This is a genomic window from Actinomycetota bacterium (genome assembly GCA_019347675.1).
GTDB lineage: Bacteria > Actinomycetota > Nitriliruptoria > Nitriliruptorales > JAHWKO01 > JAHWKW01.
Map to the genome: position 1 here is coordinate 50,998 of JAHWKW010000015.1, position 16,874 is coordinate 67,871.

The 16,874-nt window shown below is 70.7% G+C and carries 18 protein-coding genes; 4 read left to right on the plus strand and 14 right to left on the minus strand.

Features of this window, described 5'->3' with window-relative positions:
• Positions 1–121 precede the first annotated feature (121 nt).
• The 5 genes from KY462_11400 to KY462_11420 form a co-directional block, all read right to left on the minus strand.
• Positions 122–2,221 carry a copper resistance protein CopC/CopD gene (locus KY462_11400; protein ID MBW3578321.1) on the minus strand — a complete coding sequence of 700 codons (2,100 nt, stop codon included), beginning with the start codon at positions 2,219–2,221 and terminating at the stop codon, positions 122–124.
• Positions 2,222–2,458: 237 nt separating this feature from the next.
• Positions 2,459–3,214, minus strand: a complete 756-nt coding sequence (locus KY462_11405) for a YebC/PmpR family DNA-binding transcriptional regulator (protein ID MBW3578322.1) — start codon at positions 3,212–3,214, stop codon at positions 2,459–2,461.
• Between the two features lie 21 nt (positions 3,215–3,235).
• Positions 3,236–3,952, minus strand: coding sequence for a pyridoxal 5'-phosphate synthase glutaminase subunit PdxT (gene pdxT, locus KY462_11410; protein ID MBW3578323.1), 717 nt, complete (start codon positions 3,950–3,952; stop codon positions 3,236–3,238).
• Between the two features lies 1 nt (position 3,953).
• Positions 3,954–4,853, minus strand: coding sequence for a pyridoxal 5'-phosphate synthase lyase subunit PdxS (gene pdxS, locus KY462_11415; GenBank protein ID MBW3578324.1), 900 nt, complete (start codon positions 4,851–4,853; stop codon positions 3,954–3,956).
• Between the two features lie 43 nt (positions 4,854–4,896).
• The gene (locus KY462_11420) at positions 4,897–5,946 is read right to left on the minus strand and encodes a DUF3048 domain-containing protein (protein MBW3578325.1); all 1,050 of its coding nucleotides are present in this window, start codon (positions 5,944–5,946) and stop codon (positions 4,897–4,899) included.
• Between the two features lie 142 nt (positions 5,947–6,088).
• On the opposite strand from KY462_11420, the gene KY462_11425 reads away from it, so the two are divergent.
• Both KY462_11425 and KY462_11430 read left to right on the plus strand, forming a co-directional pair.
• Positions 6,089–6,565 carry a hypothetical protein gene (locus tag KY462_11425; protein MBW3578326.1) on the plus strand — a complete coding sequence of 159 codons (477 nt, stop codon included), beginning with the start codon at positions 6,089–6,091 and terminating at the stop codon, positions 6,563–6,565.
• Positions 6,483–6,842, plus strand: coding sequence for a TrkA C-terminal domain-containing protein (locus tag KY462_11430; protein MBW3578327.1), 360 nt, complete (start codon positions 6,483–6,485; stop codon positions 6,840–6,842). Before KY462_11425 ends, KY462_11430 begins: the two co-directional genes overlap by 83 nt.
• A 417-nt stretch (positions 6,843–7,259) precedes the next feature.
• Here the strand turns inward: KY462_11430 and KY462_11435 are convergent, their stop codons facing one another.
• Positions 7,260–7,535 (minus strand): hypothetical protein, encoded by a 276-nt coding sequence (locus KY462_11435; GenBank protein ID MBW3578328.1) that lies wholly within the window; start codon positions 7,533–7,535, stop codon positions 7,260–7,262.
• 61 nt (positions 7,536–7,596) lie between these two features.
• Between KY462_11435 and KY462_11440 the strand changes: the two genes are divergently transcribed.
• Positions 7,597–7,947: a hypothetical protein gene (locus KY462_11440; GenBank protein MBW3578329.1), complete on the plus strand. Its 351-nt coding sequence runs from the start codon at positions 7,597–7,599 to the stop codon at positions 7,945–7,947.
• A 12-nt stretch (positions 7,948–7,959) separates the two neighbouring features.
• On the opposite strand, the gene KY462_11445 is transcribed toward KY462_11440, so the two are convergent.
• From KY462_11445 to KY462_11470, 6 genes are all read right to left on the minus strand, one after another.
• Positions 7,960–8,301, minus strand: a complete 342-nt coding sequence (locus KY462_11445) for a hypothetical protein (GenBank protein MBW3578330.1) — start codon at positions 8,299–8,301, stop codon at positions 7,960–7,962.
• Between the two features lies 1 nt (position 8,302).
• On the minus strand, positions 8,303–8,632 hold the full coding sequence (locus KY462_11450; protein MBW3578331.1) for an SHOCT domain-containing protein: 330 nt from the start codon (positions 8,630–8,632) through the stop codon (positions 8,303–8,305).
• A 265-nt stretch (positions 8,633–8,897) separates the two neighbouring features.
• Positions 8,898–9,044, minus strand: coding sequence for a hypothetical protein (locus tag KY462_11455; GenBank protein MBW3578332.1), 147 nt, complete (start codon positions 9,042–9,044; stop codon positions 8,898–8,900).
• Between the two features lie 93 nt (positions 9,045–9,137).
• Positions 9,138–10,253, minus strand: coding sequence for a glycosyltransferase family 4 protein (locus KY462_11460; protein MBW3578333.1), 1,116 nt, complete (start codon positions 10,251–10,253; stop codon positions 9,138–9,140).
• Between the two features lie 10 nt (positions 10,254–10,263).
• Positions 10,264–11,268: a phosphatidylinositol mannoside acyltransferase gene (locus KY462_11465; GenBank protein ID MBW3578334.1), complete on the minus strand. Its 1,005-nt coding sequence runs from the start codon at positions 11,266–11,268 to the stop codon at positions 10,264–10,266.
• Positions 11,265–11,867, minus strand: coding sequence for a CDP-alcohol phosphatidyltransferase family protein (locus KY462_11470; GenBank protein MBW3578335.1), 603 nt, complete (start codon positions 11,865–11,867; stop codon positions 11,265–11,267). Before KY462_11470 ends, KY462_11465 begins: the two co-directional genes overlap by 4 nt.
• 149 nt (positions 11,868–12,016) lie before the next feature.
• Here KY462_11470 and KY462_11475 point away from each other — a divergent pair, with 149 nt between their 5' ends.
• Positions 12,017–14,068, plus strand: coding sequence for an elongation factor G (locus tag KY462_11475; GenBank protein ID MBW3578336.1), 2,052 nt, complete (start codon positions 12,017–12,019; stop codon positions 14,066–14,068).
• A gap of 18 nt (positions 14,069–14,086) precedes the next feature.
• Here KY462_11475 and KY462_11480 read toward each other — a convergent pair whose 3' ends face one another.
• Together KY462_11480 and thrS are read right to left on the minus strand one after the other, a co-directional pair.
• Entirely contained in the window at positions 14,087–14,629 is a 543-nt protein-coding gene (locus KY462_11480) for an HIT domain-containing protein (GenBank protein ID MBW3578337.1), read from the minus strand.
• 74 nt (positions 14,630–14,703) lie between these two features.
• Entirely contained in the window at positions 14,704–16,725 is a 2,022-nt protein-coding gene (thrS, locus tag KY462_11485; GenBank protein ID MBW3578338.1) for a threonine--tRNA ligase, read from the minus strand.
• Between the last annotated feature and the right edge of the window lie 149 nt (positions 16,726–16,874).

Genomic DNA, 16,874 nt, shown 5'->3' on the forward strand with positions numbered 1-16,874 from the left:
CCGCATCACCTCTCCCCCGAACACGTGTTCACGGCACGATAGCAGCGCGGCGCGAGACGGCTGGGCAACCCCGACGCCGGTCACGGGCCTGGGGCGGCCACGGCGACCGTTGTTCGGTGTCTCACGTGTCGTCCTCCTGTGGAGGCGGTGGGGCGTCGTCGGGGGGCCCGATGGTGATCGGTGCGTCGAAGCCGAAGTAGGTGTGATCCATGAAGTGTCCCTGGGCGCGCATCTCGGCACGGCGGACGAGCCCGCCGTCATCGATCCACAGCCGGTACCAGATCGGGCTCTGGTCGCCCACGAGGACGAAGAACGACAGGATCTGTGTCCCAGTGCCATCGATGTCCTCCGCGTCGACGACGTGCACGCCGCGCTTGTCCTCGTAGTCCCAGATGTAGGACGGGACGCGCAGGGACGGCCCGCGGCTGACCATCCACGGCTGGTCCTCCTTGCGGCGCCAGATGACGTCGCCGACGCGGATCGTGACGCGGTCGTAGGTGTGGACCTCGAACCGCAGCCGGTCGGGGGCGACCATCGCTGCGGAGGACCGGATCGGAGGATCGGTGGGCCCGAAGACCTCCTCGTAGCGCAGCGACCGCAGATCGCCCATGACCCGCGCCATCCGCTCGAGCAGATCGGTGCCGTCGGGGGCGGGAAGTGGGGGCAGCGGGAACCTCGCGGGCGAACCGTTCACGCCGTCCATGGTGACCTCGATCGTCTCGCCGCCGTCGAGCACCAGTGCGGTCTCGCGGCACGCCAGGCCGCACGACTCGAGGGTGTGCTGCTTTCCAGCGACGGTCAGCATGGCGCGCCGGCCCTCGGCGTTCTCCGGACCGCCGCCCGGCAGCAGGTGGACGAGCACGTCGTTGCGGCCGGGACGGCCCGGGCGCAACGTCAGCCCGACGACCACGTCCCCGGTGGTCGCCGCCAGCGTCAGGTCGTCCTCACGGGGATAGGCCGGCGACGCGGTGCCGTGGGCCTGGGCTGCATCCTCGGCGGCGCGGCGGGGCGGCACCGGGTAGGCGGCGAGCAGGGCAGCGGCCGCGACCACGATCACCGACAGCACCGCCTCGCGACGGGGACGTGCCACGCGACGCTGCCAGGCTCGCCACGACAGCGGCACCATGAGCGCGACCGCGGTGAGCTTCAAGGCCAGCACCTGCCCGTAGGAGGTGGTCCACAGATCCCGGACGGCGAGGAGCTCCTGGGTTCCACGCAGGCTCCCGGACGCCACCGTCGCGATGAACGCCGGGATCGCGACCGGGGAGAACCGACGCAGCAGCTCACGCGCGTCCCCAGCCTGCCAGCCCCCCGGCGGGCGGAGCATCGCGAGGGCCAGGATCCCACCCGCCCACAGACCCGCCGACACCAGGTGGGCCGCGTCGACCGTGACCGCCCACCACGTGGGCTGGGCCGCCGCGGCGTGACCCGACGCCGCCAGCGCCCCGACCGCGGCGACCGCCCCGACCGCAGCCGCCCATCCGAGCCCGCCCGCCGCCGCCAGCACGGCCACCCCCTCCGCCGCCAGACGCACGAGCCGAGGGACGCCCGGTTCGGCGGTCAGGTAGCGGCCGACCGACGCCGGCGACAGCGTCGGTGCGGCGAGCAGCGCCTCGCCGACCACCACGGCCGCGCCGGCCGCCAGGGCCACACCCAGGGTCCAGGCGAGCCGGACCCGGACCCAGGACAGCGGCGGGTCGCGTCGCCCCAGCCGTGAGAGGAGCAGCATGCCGACGGCGGTGAGCAGCGCCGCGTACTCCACCGCACGCCCGACTGCCAGTACCACGTCGGCAGTCCCTGGCTCGACCGTGGTCGCCGGGGCGGTCTCGGTCGGGGTGACTCCCACACCGAACCGGAACGACCCGCGCAGCGTGTGACCGTCCAGCGGCGAGACCGTCTTCCACTCGACGAGGTAGACGCCTTGCGCGGTCGTGTCGAGGCTCGCGGCCATCGTCCGCTCGCCGGCGGAGGTCCGCTCCCAGACCTGCCCGTCGGGGTCGGTCACCCGCAGCGACGACAGGTCGAGGATCAGCGGCTCGCTGAAGCGCACCGTGACGATCCCCGGTGCGGTCGCCAGTTGTGTGCCGGCTTCCGGCTCCGACGAGACGAGCGCGGCGTGACCCCACGCCGGGGAGATGTCCACGGCGAGGAGCCACGCCGCGGCCAGCAGGGCAGCGAACACGGTGCGTACGCGGACGCCACGACGCACGGTTTCGAGCACGCGACCTCTGGATACGGCGACGACGGTCGGCTGGCCCGTCATCCTACCGTCGCGTAGTACGAGGACCGCCGCCGTCTCGGCTGGCCCGCCGGTGCGCCTGAACGTCGCGTACGGTCATGCCGCGGGCGACCTGTGATGGTCGCGGCGTCGCCACCGCTCGACCGCTCCCGTGCTACGACCCGTCGGGAGCATCCACCGACGTCGACGCAGGAGTGGTTGTGCCGAAGGACGTGACGGTCATTCCTCCGCCAGCTGCTCCATCAGCTCGTCGGCGACGTCGTAGTTGGCGTAGAACTCCTGGACATCGTCGTTGTCGTCGATCGCGTCCAGCAGGCGCATCAGCTTCTTGGCCTGCTGCACGTCGGTGATCGGCACGGTGCTCGCGGGGACCATCGTCGAGACCGCCTCCTTCACCGGCAGGCCCTTGTCCTGCAACGCGCCCCGCAGGCCACGCACGTCGCTGGGATCGCACCACGCGATGAACTGGTCCCCTTGGTCCTCGATGTCCTCCAAGCCGGCGTCGAGGCCGGCGACCAGCACGTCGTCTTCGGTGACGCCGTCGGAGCCGACCACGACCATCCCGCGGCGGTCGAACAGGTACGCCACCGAGCCGGGTTCGGCGAGGCTGCCGCCGTGCTTGGTGAAGATCGCGCGGACGTCCGCCGCTGTGCGGTTGCGGTTGTCGGTGAGGCAGTCGACCAGCACGGCGACGCCACCCCCCGCGTAACCCTCGTACTGGACCGGCTCGTAGGACACCCCTTCGAGCTCGCCGGACCCGCGTTTGACCGCGCGCTCGATCGTGTCCTTGGGGACGGAGTTGTCCTTGGCGCCCTGGATGGCGTCGGCGAGCGTCGGGTTGTAGTCGGGGTCGCCGCCACCCTCGCGTGCCGCGACTTCGATGGCACGCACGAGCCGTGCGAAGATCCTGCCGCGCTTGGCGTCCGCGGCGCCCTTCTTCCGCTTGATCGTTGACCACTTGCTGTGGCCGGACATCGAAACGCCCTTACGGTGGCTTCATCGGTCAGGGTACTGGGGACCCGGGTCGGCCTCGCCGCGCTCCTCGGCTCCGCCTGGCAGCGACCGACGTGCCTCCCGGACCTGCGCGACGAACAGCCGGTGGACCCGCCGATCAACGGTCAGTTCGGGATGGAACGCGGCGGCGAGCAGGTTGCCTTGCCGCACCATCACGGGGTGACCGGCCACCTCGGCGAGGACCTCCACGTCCGAGCCGACCCGTTCGATCCACGGGGCACGGATGAACACAGCGTGCACCGGCCCGCCGTCGACGCCGCGCACCTCCAGATCGGTCTCGAACGAGTCGACCTGCCGGCCGAAGGCGTTCCGCCGGGTCGTGACGTCGAGGCCTCCCAGCAGGGTCTGTGGCCGATCCTGTGCGAGCTCGTCGGACAGCAGGATCATGCCGGCGCACGTCCCGAACGTCGGCAGGCCCGCGGCGATGTGCTGCCGCAACGGCTCCTCCAGCGCCAGGTGCGAGATCAGCCGCCCGATCGTGGTGGACTCTCCGCCGGGGATGATCAGCCCGTCCAGGCCGTCGAGGTCCGCGGGGCGCCGCACGCGGACCGCGTGAGCCCCGGCCTCGCGCACAGCTCGCAGGTGCTCGAGCACGTTGCCCTGCAGGGCCAACACGCCGATCAGCGGGGCGTCGTCGGGGAGCTCCGGCTCCGGTGGGCGGGTCCGGGTGAGGCGCTCCCCCGGGACCCAATCCGACATGTCACCAGCCTCGGCTGGCCAGTCGGTCGGAAGCGGCGAGCGTCGCGACGTCCATGCCACGCATCGCCTCACCCAACCCATGAGACACCTTGGCGATCACCTCGGGATCGTCGAAGTGGGTGGTCGCCTCCACGATCGCGCGGGCGCGCCGCTGGGGATCGGCGGACTTGAAGATCCCCGACCCGACGAAGACCCCGTCGGACCCCAGCTGCATCACCAGCGCGGCATCGGCGGGCGTCGCGACCCCGCCGGCGGTGAACAGCACGACGGGAAGGCGCCCCGCCTCGGCGACCTCACGCACCAGCGCCTCGGGCGCCTGCAGGTCCTTGGCGGCGGCGAACAGCTCCTCGCCGCGCAGGCCGGCCAGCCGCCGGATCTCGCTGGTGATGGCGCGGATGTGGCGGACGGCCTCGACGATGTTGCCGGTCCCCGCCTCACCCTTGGAACGGATCATGGCGGCGCCCTCCGCCATCCGTCGCAGGGCCTCTCCGAGGCTGGTCGCCCCGCACACGAACGGCACGTCGAACGACCACTTGTCGATGTGGTGCTGCTCGTCGGCGGGGGTCAGGACCTCCGACTCGTCGACGTAGTCGACACCGAGGGCCTGCAACACCTGCGCCTCGGCGAAGTGGCCGATCCGGGCCTTGGCCATCACCGGGATGGTGACCGCATCCTGGATCTCGGTGATCTTCTCGGGGTCCGACATGCGTGCCACGCCGCCCTGCGCGCGGATATCGGAGGGAACACGCTCGAGCGCCATGACCGCGACCGCGCCCGCGGCCTCGGCGATGCGTGCCTGGTCGGCGTCGACGACGTCCATGATGACGCCGCCCTTGAGCATGTCGGCGAGGCCGCGCTTGACCGGTGTGGTCCCGGTGATGGGGCTGCTGTGGTCAGACATCGAGCTTCCCGGCGCCAGGGGCGGATCGTGTCGCAGCGTACCGTCACGGCACCCCCGCGGTGGGGGCGAGGACGAGCCACGTCGGGCCCGGCTTGAGCGGGAACGGCTGGTCGTCCGGGCCGGTGAACCGGTAGTGCCGGTCGGGACCCGGCTTCATCCAGCTCGCGGGGTAGCGCTGCCCGTCACGCAGGATCACGGCTCGGCCGGTCCCGACCGTCCGGGTCCGCGTCAGCGGGTTCCCCGACGCGTCGCAGCACCCGCCGTCGCCGATCTCGACGGCGAGGACGACGACGTTGGCGGCGCCGATCCGGTCGTCGCCGGTGATCACGTGCGGGGAGCCGTCCTGCAGGCGCCGGTGCAGGCCCGCGTCCGCGTCGTACGCGAACCCGGTCATCGACGCGTGTGACATCTCGACGGTGATCGACAGGCCCGGGTCCTGGGTGCAGCCCTCACCGCACGGGACCGCACCGTCCGGGGGCTCAGACGCGTAGCTCCAACCGGTCGGGGAGGCGGGCGGGACGGCATCGGCCGCAGCGGCGAACAGCGCCTCGCCGCGGGCGAACAGGTTGTGTGGTCGCATCCGGTTGCGGTCGCGCCACAGCACCTCGCCGTCCTCGGTGACGAACGGGACGCCGGCAGATCGCAGGGACGTCAGCACATCCGGCCGCGCGCCCGAGATGAACAGCATCGCGTCGTAGGCTGGCACCAGCTCGGCGTCCTCGGGTCGAGCGGAGCGGATCGGCCCCACCAGCTGTGGGATGCGGCTCTGGAACAGCGCAACGAAGCGGGTCACCCCTCCCTCCGTCAGCTCCTCGAAGACGACGTCGGCGGCATCGAGCCCCGACTGTGGTCGTCCTGCGGGACTGTTCTCGACCTTGACCGCCACGACCGGGCGGTTCGCGACTTCCGCATCGTCGACCGACTCTCCCGTCAGTGGCGCCGTCATCTGCTCCGCACCGGCGGTTCCGACCGGAAGATCGTCGGCGGTCGGAGCTGGGCCAGCATCGCGTGGGGCTGCTCCCTCCGTTGCGCACGCCATCAGCAGCGCAGCGACAGCCAGGAGCACAGCAGCGAAGGGGTTGAGGCGGGACACGGCGCGTCCTCTTGGCGGGAGGTTCGGGGCGCCGGTGCAGCCTACGGACTCGCCACCGACCCGACGTCGTCGCCACGGGGGGTGGCATGCTCCGCCACGTCGGGACGGGAGGCAGGGATGTTTCGCGATCGGGTCGGTCCTGGTGGTGGTCGCCATCTCCGTTGTGGTCACGCGCGTGGCGACCGCCGCGTTGACGGTGACCGGCGTGTCACATGACCTGGCGTCCTTCCAGGCCAGGTCGGCCTTCACCGGCGTGGGGTTCACCACATCCGAGACGGTCGCGAACCACCCGGTCCGGCGCCGGATCATCCTCATCCTGATGCTGCTCAGCAACGCCGGCATCGCGACGGTCATCGCCTCCCTGGTGGTCGGGTTCGTCGACACCGACAGCGCCCGCGTCGCAGCGGCGCGGCTCGCGGGGCTGGCGGTCGGGCTCGCGATCCTGTGGCTGTTGACGGCGAGCGACCCTTTGGAGCGAGCGATGCGACGCTCGATCGAGCGGGGGCTGCGTCGCTGGGCGAGTGGCGTCTCCGTCCGTGACGACACGCGCCCGCTCAACGTCTCGGGCCCGTACGCGGTGCAGGAGGACGTCGTCGAGCCCCGACGACTGGCTGGCTGACACATCACTCCGGGACCTCAATCTGGCGCAGGAAGGGGTGCTGGTGCTGGGTGTGCGGCGCTCTTCGGGGGAGTTCCTCGGCGTCCCAGGCGCCGACACGCGGCTGCGACCAGGCGACACGGTGATCATGTACGGCAGGGACGATCCCCTGGCCGAGCTGAGTCGCAGACAGGCCGGGATCGGCGGCGAGCACGCGCACCGGGAAGCGGTCGAGTCACAGCAACAGGTCAAGGCGCACGAGGAAGCCACCGACCCGGAGCGAGCCGAGTCGGCGTGAGCGCTGGACCGGGTCGTGCTTCGACCGAGGTTGTCGAGGCACCTGAGCCCGCCCAACAGACTGACCGATAAGAAGTATTGCTCCAACCAGCGCATGTTGTGCATTGCTGAGCAGGCTTCCCATGGCTACACCTGGTTAGCGCTTCACGCGGCTCCCGGTACGGAGAGTTGTTCGACGCCACGCTCGTCCACCCAAGCGGCGCCCCTCAGCCACGGTTACGCGAAGGGGGGCTACGCCGCGAACACGGGCGTCTCCGTGGGGTCTCACGTCCGTGTCTCCACGGCGGCGGGACAGCCCGCCCATCAGGTGGCCCGCCTTGCCGGCCTCGGCGAGCTCGCCCAGTTTGCGGCGGGCAAGCCTTTCATCGACGTCGTCGCCGCGGCTTCCTTCTGCGGAGGTCGGGGTACCGCAAGTACCTCACCCCATCAACGACGACAGCCTTCGGTCCGGTCTGCCTGACGCGCCGATCGTTCCGTCGGGCAGGACGTACTGGTGCACGCGAGCCACCACCGTCGCCCCCTCGTCGTACAACCACTCTTCGCTTCTCGTCCCTGCCGGCTGATTCGCTGCCTTGGACGGCCGGTTCTCGTCGACCTTCATTGCCGAAAGCTCCCCACCGAGCATCCGCTCGTAGAACTCGCCCTCGTTGAACAGGCGCCGGAGCTGCCACTCGTCGATGTACCTCTGCTCCATAGAGGGCTACCCCCAGGCGGAGTACGCTTGAATCGGTCACCCGCCGACAGACCGGACCGAGATGACCACGAAGCATCTGCTGAGGTCCTACCTCGACGAGCAGATCTCGGTTGAGGAACTGCTCGCTGAGCTCACCGAGCAGACGTGGGACGACCCTACGCGGGACCGGCTCGCGATAAGAGCAGTCCACCTCATCGACGAGGCCTCGACGGCTGACCTGTCCGAAGAACACCTCCGCGAGGAGCTGTCGGACCTCCTCGAAGAGCAGGAGCGTGCGGCCGAGTTGCTGACGCACGTCAGAAGTGAGTCCGCTCATGGGAATGTCGTTCTCCGCGGAGTCACAATCAAGTCGGGCGCCCGATCCTCCGGCGTCCGGATCGCTCCCGGATCTCGGCGGGTCGAGGTCTCTTAGCCACCCTCTGGGTCATCCCCCGAACCCCTCCCGGAACCGCTCTTCCTCGTCTTCTGGCACTGCCAGTCCGACGTTCTGGAAGCGGCACGCTGAGAATGTGCAGTCCTTGACCCCGATGGCACCTATGACGGTGTCCCGGTTGCGCGGGATGATCCAGGACAGCGCTTCCCAGTTCGGGGCGTCCCAAGTGCCCCCAACGATCGACACCCCTTCGAGGGGAACGAGTACCGCCGGGCCCACGATGGTGCAGTTCGCGAAAGTGATGCCCTCTAGCACTGATTCGTTGACCGCCAGCCGAGAAATCTCAACGACTTGGTCGCGGTACTCCGAGGCGTAGGGTCGCTGTCGCTCCACCTCAGATCCCGAGGATCTGCTTCTTCTTCGCCTGGAACTCGTCCTCCGAGAGAATCCCCTGATTGCCCAGCTCGGCGAGCTTGCGGATCTGCTCCGCGTCGTCCTGCACTGGAGCCGCTTGGGGCTGTGCCATGTCCGCGTCGAGGATCAGCCGCTGGATGACGTTCTTGAGCTTCTGGGCCTGGTTGTGCGAACAGCGGAACACGATGTCGTTCCCAGCCGCATAGACCGCGACATCGGTACGGAACCCCGACTTCTTCACCTGCACTGAGGACACCTGACGGATGGGGATCACCTCGGTCTCCTGGTTGGCCCGCGACAGCGACGCCATGGACCGGGCCTTCACCCGTTCGATGCGATCGGGGTAGACCGACACGATCGAATTTTTCCCCGACTCATGTGACTCGACCGACACGAGCGCGTCCCCTGTCCTGGACCTCAGCGTCGTCGACGCCAGTGCGCCTCTGCTCGATCGCTTCCTGGGCGGCGTCCTTGGCCTTGTCCATGCCGTGCTGGACGAATCCCCTCGCCTTGTCCTTCCAGCCCATGATGAAGCCCCTTCGTGCGCCCAGGTTCGCGCGTCCCGTCACCCTAGGTCACGCCGAGGCGAGATACCTGCGGTTGCGCTGCTCCAACGCGATCAGCGCCGTCTCCTCGACCCGGTGATCCCGTCGGACCTCCTGCCACCGTTCGACCGTCACACGCAGCCTCTGCCCAGACAGCGACGCCGGCCGGTCAGACACCTCCAGCTGATCCGGCGGCTGCCCATCGCGGCCCGCCCGCCGTGCATGAAACCGTCTGCCGGTTGTGCTCCTGGTCCAGCGAAGGCGAACCGGTCATGCGCCGGCGCGCTCGATCACGTCGGCGTAGACGTCGCGGACCTGCCTGGCCACGACCGGCCAGTCGTAGCGCTGAGCCGTTTCGCGCCCCGCCCGGCTCATGGCCTCGCGCAACGACGGGTTGCCCAGGAGGGTGTCCAGCGCCTCAGCGAGTGCCGCGACGTCGCCGGGCGGGACCAGCCGCCCCTCCACCCCGTCACGCAACAGCGTCCGGTAGCCGGGGATGGCGCTGGCCACCACCGGCGTTCCGGCGGCCATCGCCTCCAACAGCACGATCCCGAACGACTCGCCCCCGAGCGCCGGCGCCGCGAAGACGTCAGCGGCGGCGTACAGGCTGGGCAGGTCGTCGGGCCTGCTGCGTCCCATGAAGGTGACCTGCGACCGCAGCCGCTCGGGGATGATCGCCTCGCAACGGCGACGCTCAGGCCCCTCGCCGACCACGACCAGGCGGGCCGACGGCCGCTGGGTCTTGACGCGGATGAACGCGCGGACGAGCTGTTCGAGACCCTTGCGGCGCTCGAGGCGTCCGACGAACAGCACGGTGGGGGCGTCGGCGGCGCGGTCGGCGTCGGCGGCCGCTGCCGAGAAGCGATCGAACTCGACGCCGTTGGGGATCTCCAGGAACGAGCCCGCCGGCAGGCCCAACGCCGCCGCGTGGTAGTCGCGGGCGGGCCGGCTGACGGCGATGCAGGCGTCGAGGCGCCCGATCGCCGCCCGCAGCAGCGGCCGCGCCGCCCGGTACAGGCGGTCGCGGTCCGACCAGGCGTGGAAGGTCCCGACGAGCGGGTGTCGGGCCCCCAGGCACATCGCCAGCGACAGCAGCGGCGCAGCAGGCTCGTGGACGTGCACCACGGCCGGCGCGAAGCCACGCAGCGCCGCCAGCGCACGGCGGATCGCCAGCGGTGAGTACGCGATCGGCGCCACCGACCGGTTGAACGCGATCCCCACCGAGCCTCCCACGGCGTGGACGTCGTCGGGCGGGTCGTGGCGCGCCGGCGCGACCACCAGCACATCGTCGCCGCCGATCTTCAGCCGCTCAGCGAGGCGTGTCACGTGCGCCTGGACGCCGCCGGGCACGGTGATGTCGTAGGGGCAGACCAGCGCGACCCTCATCGTGGCACCGTCACCGCGGCTCACCGCTGATCGGCGGCTCGCGGTCGTCGCCGCCACGCAGCAGCGAGTGGTCGGGCTCGCGATCCACCAGCCAGTTGGGCACGAACACGTGCCACTGCTCGGGAGCGAGCCCGATCAGGCGCTCCAGCGCCTGCGCGATCTGTTGGGTGCCGTCCAGGACCGGGAGGTGGGCGATGTCGAGCGGTTCGTGCACCACCGCCCGCCATCCCCGCGGGGTCGTGAAGCACGCGCCGGGCACGACCGGCCGGCCGGTGCGGCGGGCCAGCGCCGCCGGGCCCGGCGGCATCCGGCAGGGCTCCCCGAAGAACGTCACGATCGGGCCGGTGCCGGTGAGGTCACGGTCGGCCAGGAGCGTGGCCGTCCCTCCGTCGCGGACCACCTGCTCGAGGCGGCCCACCGCGTCGCCGCCACGGACCAGCGGGATCACCTCCAGGCCCAGGGCGCGGCGAAGCTCCACGAACCGGTCGAACAGCCGGCGTGGCTCGAGCAGCTCCGCCACGACGGTCAACCGCCAGTCACGCTGCGTGGAGAAGAACGCCCCGATCTCCCAGGAGCCGAGGTGCCCGGTCGCGAGGATGGCGCCGCGCCCATCCGAGCGGACCTCGTCGAGGATGCGGGTGTTGACATCCTCAGTGCGTGCCAGCACGTCGTCGGGGTCCAGGGTGTGCACCCGGAAGGAATCCAGCCAGTACCGGGCGTAGGAGCGGTACGCGTCGCGCACCAGACGATCCAGCTCCCGCCGGGGCGAGCGCCCTGCGGCGCGAGCCTGGTTGCTGCGGACCTGGTTGCGCTGGCGGCGGGGCGCCAGCCGGTACCACACGTCACCGATGGGGTCGGGGGCCCGCCACGCGAGCGCGTCCGGGAGCCGGGCTGCCGCCGCCCACACCGCCCGGTACTGCAGGTAGGTCGCCCACTTCCGGGGGGACATCGGCGGGGCCGGGGGGAGACCCTCCAGACCAGCGACCCGCCGCTGCCGAGGTTCGTCGTCGTTCATCGCTGCGCCCCGGCGGGTTGGCGGTCGAGCTTGCGCACGACGTGGACGATGCGCTGCACCACAGTGGCCGTCCCTCCGACCGCTAGCAGCCACAGGACCGGGACCATCAGCCAGCGGTGGAAGATGAGCGCCACGATGATCGCGATGGCGCGTTCGGCACGTTCGACGATCCCGACCGTGCAGCTCGCGCCCAGCGACTCCGCCTTGGCGCGGACGTAGCTGGTGACCTGCGCGGCGACCAGCGCCAGCGCCGCAGCGGCGAACGTGGCCGGCTGATCACGGACGGCCCAGGCGATCGCCGCGAGCATCACCCCGTCGGAGATGCGGTCGGCGACCGAGTCGAAGAACCCACCGGCGGGGCTCTCTGCTCCCCTTGCGCGAGCCACCGCTCCGTCGACGGCGTCCGCCAGGCCACCGGCGACCAGCAAACCTCCGCCCGCCGCGAACCGGCCGGTCACGACCAGGCCGGCGGCCACGGCGGTGAGAACCAGCCCTGCCGCGGTCACCCAGTTGGCGGTGATCCCCAGCCGTGCCAGGCCCACGCCGACCGGGTCGATGATGCGGCGCAACAGGTCGCGACCGTGGGCGTCGAGAGCCACTTCATCCCCTGCCGTGGAGCGGGTCAGCGGCGGCGACGGTACGGACGGCCGGCAGCGGGGGCAAGGTCGCAGACCGGCCCCCGCCGGCGCCGCAACGACTCTACGATGGCCCCCCCGCCGACAGGGCGGGGCGGGCGGAAGGCATCAACATGTCGAAGGATCTGAGCGTCCCCACCGAGAAGCTGCGCAACGTGCTGCTCCTCGGGCACACGGGGACGGGCAAGACCACCTTGACGGAGGCCCTTCTGGAGGCCGCCGGCCTGATCGGACGCCGGGGAAGTACGGCCGACGGCGCGGCAACGCTCGACTTCGAACCTGAGGAGCAGGACCGCCACCACACGCTGGGCTTGGCGATGGCTGCGATCCCCTGGCGTGGCTACAAGCTGAACCTGCTCGACGCGCCAGGCGGTGCCGAAGCCATCGGCGACGCCTACTCCGCGCTCGCCGCGGCCGACGTGGCGGTCTTCGTGGTCGACGCCACCGCCGGCGTCCAGCCGCAGCACGAGGAGCTGTGGGCGGCCTGCGACGAGGTGTCGCTGCCGCGGGTGGTGTTCCTCAACAAGCTCGACAAGGACACCGCCGGTTTCCAACGCAGCGTCGATGAGCTCCGCCAGCGGTACGGCCGGGCGTTGGCTCCAGTGCACATGCCGATCGGGATCGGGCCCGACTTCACCGGTGTGATCGACCTGCTGCACTTCACCGCGGTGCAGCTGAAGGACGGCGAGCGGGTCGAGCAGGAGGTCCCGGCCGAGCGCCGCGCACAGGCCGAGACCAACCGCGAGTTCCTGGTCGAGGCGATCGTCGAGAACGATGACGACCTGCTCGAACGCTACCTGGAAGGCGACGTCCCCGACGCCAAGGAACTCGGCGCGGTCTTCGCCCGCGGGATGGCCCGCTCGGGGTTCTACCCGTTGCTGTGCGGCTCGGCGGAGCTGGCCCTCGGCGTGTACCTCCTCGCGGACTTCGTGGTCGATCAGTGCCCGTCGCCGACCGACCGTGCCGCCGTCGCCACCACCACCGACGGCGCCACCACCGCAACGGTCGTCAAGACGTTCTCCGATCCCTACGTCGGTCGCATCAACCTGTTGCGGGTGCTGTCGGGGATGCTCACCGCGGACGACCACCTGATCGACGCGCGTACCGGGAGCGAGCTGCGCATGCACCAGCTGTTCACGCTGCGCGGCAAGGAACAGATCCCGGTGTCGCAGGTGCCCGCCGGCGACCTGGTGGCGGTCGCCAAGCTCGACGACGTGCTCACCGGTGACGTCCTGCACGCCAAAGGCGCCACGCCTCCGCAGGTCGCGGCGGTCGAAGCGCCCGAGCCGTACTTCCGCGTGGCGGTCACGCCTCACAGTGCCGGCGACGAGGACAAGCTGTCCACCGGCCTGGCGCGGATCGTCGAGGAGGACGCCAGCCTCCGGGTCGAACGTGACCCCGTCACCCACCAGATGGTGCTCCGCGCGTACGGACCGACGCACGTGGACGTGACGCGCCGACGCCTGCAGCGCAAGTTCGGCGTGGAGGTGGAACAGTCCCCGCCGAAGATCGCCTACCGCGAAACGCTGAAGGGCCGCGCGCAGGGGCTGGGGCGCCACGTCAAGCAGACCGGTGGGCACGGCCAGTACGGCATCGCACACGTCGAGGTGGAGCCGCTGCCGCGCGGTGCGGGGTTCGTGTTCGAGGACGCCATCGTGGGCGGAGTGATCCCCAACCAGTTCATCGCCTCGGTCGAGAAGGGGGTGCTCGAGGCGATGCAGCGGGGGGTGCTCGCCGGCTGCCCGGTCGTGGACGTCAAGGTCCGCCTGTTCGACGGCAAGCACCACTCGGTTGACTCGTCGGACATGGCGTTCCAGATGGCCGGGATCGTCGCGTTCAAGGACGCCGCCGGCAAGGCGGGCGTGAAGCTCCTCGAGCCGGTGCTGGAGGTGGACGTCTCGATCCCCGACGACCTGACGGGGGACGTGATGGGCGACCTGTCGGCGCGACGGGGACGTATCCAGGGCACGGACCCGGCCGGGCCGGCACGGCAGATGGTGCACGCGCTGGTGCCCGAGGCCGAGATGCTCACCTACGTCGCGGAACTGCGGGCGCTCACGTCCGGGCGCGGCACGGTGGCGATGCGGTACCACCACCACCAGGAGGTCCCCGACCACATCGCCCAGAGGATCGCCGCGCAGGCCGACAGCGACCGCCAGGACTGACGCCGAGCGGGGCCGGGATCAGCCGAAGGCGGGCGCCAGCTCGTCGTACAGCTCGGTGAGCGCCCGCGGCAGGATCCGGGTCGCCCCGATCACCGACACGAAGTTGGTGTCGCCGAGCCAGCGCGGCACCGCGTGCAGGTGGAGGTGATCGCTGATGCCCGCCCCGGCAGCGGCTCCCAGGTTCATGCCGAGGTTGACGCCCTCGGCGTCGAGCCGATCCTTGACCACGGCGACACAGCGCCGCCCGAGCTCCCACAGCTCCGCGGCGGTGGGCTCATCGAGGTCCTCGAGGTTGGCGGTGTGGGCGAACGGAACCACCATCAGGTGACCGGGGTTGTAGGGGTAGGCGTTGAAGATCACGTAGCAGCGCTCCCCGCGGTACACGATCAGGTTCTCGCGGTCGCGGTCGGGTCCACGGCCGGGCAGCACGCAGAACGGGCAACCGTCGACCGGGTCACCACCGGCGATGTACCCGAACCGCCACGGCGCCCACAGCCGCTGGATCCCGTCCACAGGCGGGGGCTGACCGGCCTCGGGCGTGCGCACCACCCGACCCCACATCGGGGTGTCCTCGACCTCGGGCACGGCCTGGAGGTCGTCGCCGACCGAGCCGGGGGGGTTGACGTCGGCCACCGTCAGCCTCCCGACGGGGCGCCGGCGCGACGCTCGCGCACCTCGGCGGTCAGCTCGGTGACCCACTCGGCGAGCCCGATCCCGGAGCGCTGATCGCCCTGGTAGGGGCGGACCGACACCGTGCGGGCTTCCTCCTCGCGGCCCCCGACCACCGCCAGGTACGGGATCTTGTCGATCTGCCCCTTGCGGATCTTGTTGCCCAGGGTGTCGTCGGAGTCGTCGACCTCGACCCGCAGGCCAGCGTCGCGGACGGCGTCGGCGACCGCGTTGGCGTACCCGGCGAAGTCGGCCGCCACCGGGACGACCGCCACCTGGACCGGAGCCAGCCACAGCGGGAACGCCCCGTTGAACGACTCGAGCATCACGGCGAAGAACCGCTCGATCGAACCGAACAGCGCCCGGTGGATCATGAACGGCCGGTGGTGTTGTCCGTCCTCACCGACGTAGGTCACGTCGAACCGCTCGGGGAGGTTGAAGTCCACCTGGATGGTGGTGAGCTGCCACTCGCGACCGATCGCGTCGCGGGCATGCATGTCGATCTTCGGCCCGTAGAAGGCGCCCTCTCCGGCGTCGAGCTGATAGTCGAGGCCGGCACGCTGCACCGCATCGACCAGCGCCTTCTCGGCCACGTCCCAGTCCTCGTCGCGGCCGATCGCCTTCTCAGGTCTGGTCGACACCGCCACCCGTGAGGGGCGGCCGAAGCCGAAATCGCGGTAGAGGTCGAGGGTGAAGCGGATCACCGCGACGACCTCGTCGACCACCTGGTCGCGGGTGCAGAAGATGTGCGAGTCGTCCTGGGTGAACCCGCGGGCACGGAGCATCGCGTTCACGACACCGGACTTCTCGAAACGGTAGACCGTCCCGAGCTCCGCGAGTCGCAGCGGGAGCTCCCGGTAGGAGCGAACCCTCGACTGGTACGCCAGGATGTGGAACGGGCAGTTCATCGGCTTGGCGTAGTACTCGAGGTTCTCGAGCTCCATCGCCGGGAACATGTTCTCGCGGTAGTAATCCAGGTGGCCGGAGGTCTCCCACAGCATCCCCTTGGCGACGTGGGGCGTGTACACCGGCTGGTAGCCGCGTCGCAGGTGCTCCTCGCGGGCCCAGTCCTCCATCTGTTTGCGGACGATCGCCCCCTTGGGGAGCCAGATGGTCATGCCAGGGCCGAGCTCCTCGGCGAAGTGCACCAGCTCCAGCTGCGGCCCGAGCTTGCGATGGTCGCGCTTGCGGGCCTCGTCCAGGCGGCGCAGGTGCTCGTCGAGGGCTCTCCGCGACTCCCATGCGGTGCCGTAGATACGCTGCAGCATCGGTTGTGACTCGTCGCCACGCCAGTACGCCCCGGCGGTGCGTAGCAGCTTGAACGCCGGCACCCAGCCGCTGTCGGGCAGGTGTGGTCCGCGACACAGGTCGGCCCAGCGCTCCCGGACCTGACCGTCTTGTTCGATGACGTTGCGGTAGACGGTGACGGTTCCGCCGGTCTGGCCGTGGCCGGCGGGCCCGACGCGACGCCCGTCCTCGGTGACGACCTCGACCTCCGATGGGTCGAGTCGCTCGATGATCTCGCGCTTGTACGGCTGGTCGGCGAAAAGCCGCAGCGCCTCGTCGCGGGACAGCTCGTCGCGTTCGAAGCGTTGCTTCTCGCGGACGAGGTCACGCATCCGGTCCTCGATGCGCTCGAGATCGTCCGGTGTGAACGGCTGGTCGACGTCGAAGTCGTAGTAGAAGCCGTCCTCGATCGGCGGGCCGATCGCGAACTTGGCGTGGGGGTACAGCTGCGTGACCGCTTGGGCCATCAGGTGCGCGACGGAGTGGCGCAGGATCGCCCGGCCGCGGTCGGTGCCGACCTGGATGGGCTCCACGTGCGCGTCGTCGGGGACAGGCCGGTCGAGGTCCCAGTCCTCGGGCGGGCCGGAGCCGGTGGTGACCAGGGCGGCAACGACCCGGCCCTGGAGCTGACCGCGCTCGGCCAGGAGCTCTCGGGCGGTGGGTCGGCTGTCAGCGCTCACGTGGCACCTCCTCTCGGGCATCGAGGGTAACCGCGGCGGCTGTGCAGGTCGGCCGGCGGCCTGCGGCTCACTCGCTGTGCAGAGCAAGCGCCCATCCCGCCTGCAACTCGGCGCAGCCGGACGCCGAAGACCTCCCGCGCGTCAGAGGGGACCAACCAGCGGGTGCGACG

Bases quoted from the DNA above. Each gene is read 5' to 3' on its own strand.
- KY462_11405 (MBW3578322.1), bottom strand. From the start codon at position 3,214: ATGTCCGGCCACAGCAAGTGGTCAACGATCAAGCGGAAGAAGGGCGCC.
- pdxT (MBW3578323.1), bottom strand. From the start codon at position 3,952: ATGTCGGATTGGGTCCCGGGGGAGCGCCTCACCCGGACCCGCCCACCG.
- pdxS (MBW3578324.1), bottom strand. From the start codon at position 4,853: ATGTCTGACCACAGCAGCCCCATCACCGGGACCACACCGGTCAAGCGC.
- KY462_11435 (MBW3578328.1), bottom strand. From the start codon at position 7,535: ATGGAGCAGAGGTACATCGACGAGTGGCAGCTCCGGCGCCTGTTCAAC.
- KY462_11440 (MBW3578329.1), top strand. From the start codon at position 7,597: ATGACCACGAAGCATCTGCTGAGGTCCTACCTCGACGAGCAGATCTCG.
- KY462_11450 (MBW3578331.1), bottom strand. From the start codon at position 8,632: ATGGCGTCGCTGTCGCGGGCCAACCAGGAGACCGAGGTGATCCCCATC.
- KY462_11460 (MBW3578333.1), bottom strand. From the start codon at position 10,253: ATGAGGGTCGCGCTGGTCTGCCCCTACGACATCACCGTGCCCGGCGGC.
- KY462_11465 (MBW3578334.1), bottom strand. From the start codon at position 11,268: ATGAACGACGACGAACCTCGGCAGCGGCGGGTCGCTGGTCTGGAGGGT.
- KY462_11475 (MBW3578336.1), top strand. From the start codon at position 12,017: ATGTCGAAGGATCTGAGCGTCCCCACCGAGAAGCTGCGCAACGTGCTG.
- KY462_11480 (MBW3578337.1), bottom strand. From the start codon at position 14,629: ATGTGGGGTCGGGTGGTGCGCACGCCCGAGGCCGGTCAGCCCCCGCCT.
- thrS (MBW3578338.1), bottom strand. From the start codon at position 16,725: ATGCCCGAGAGGAGGTGCCACGTGAGCGCTGACAGCCGACCCACCGCC.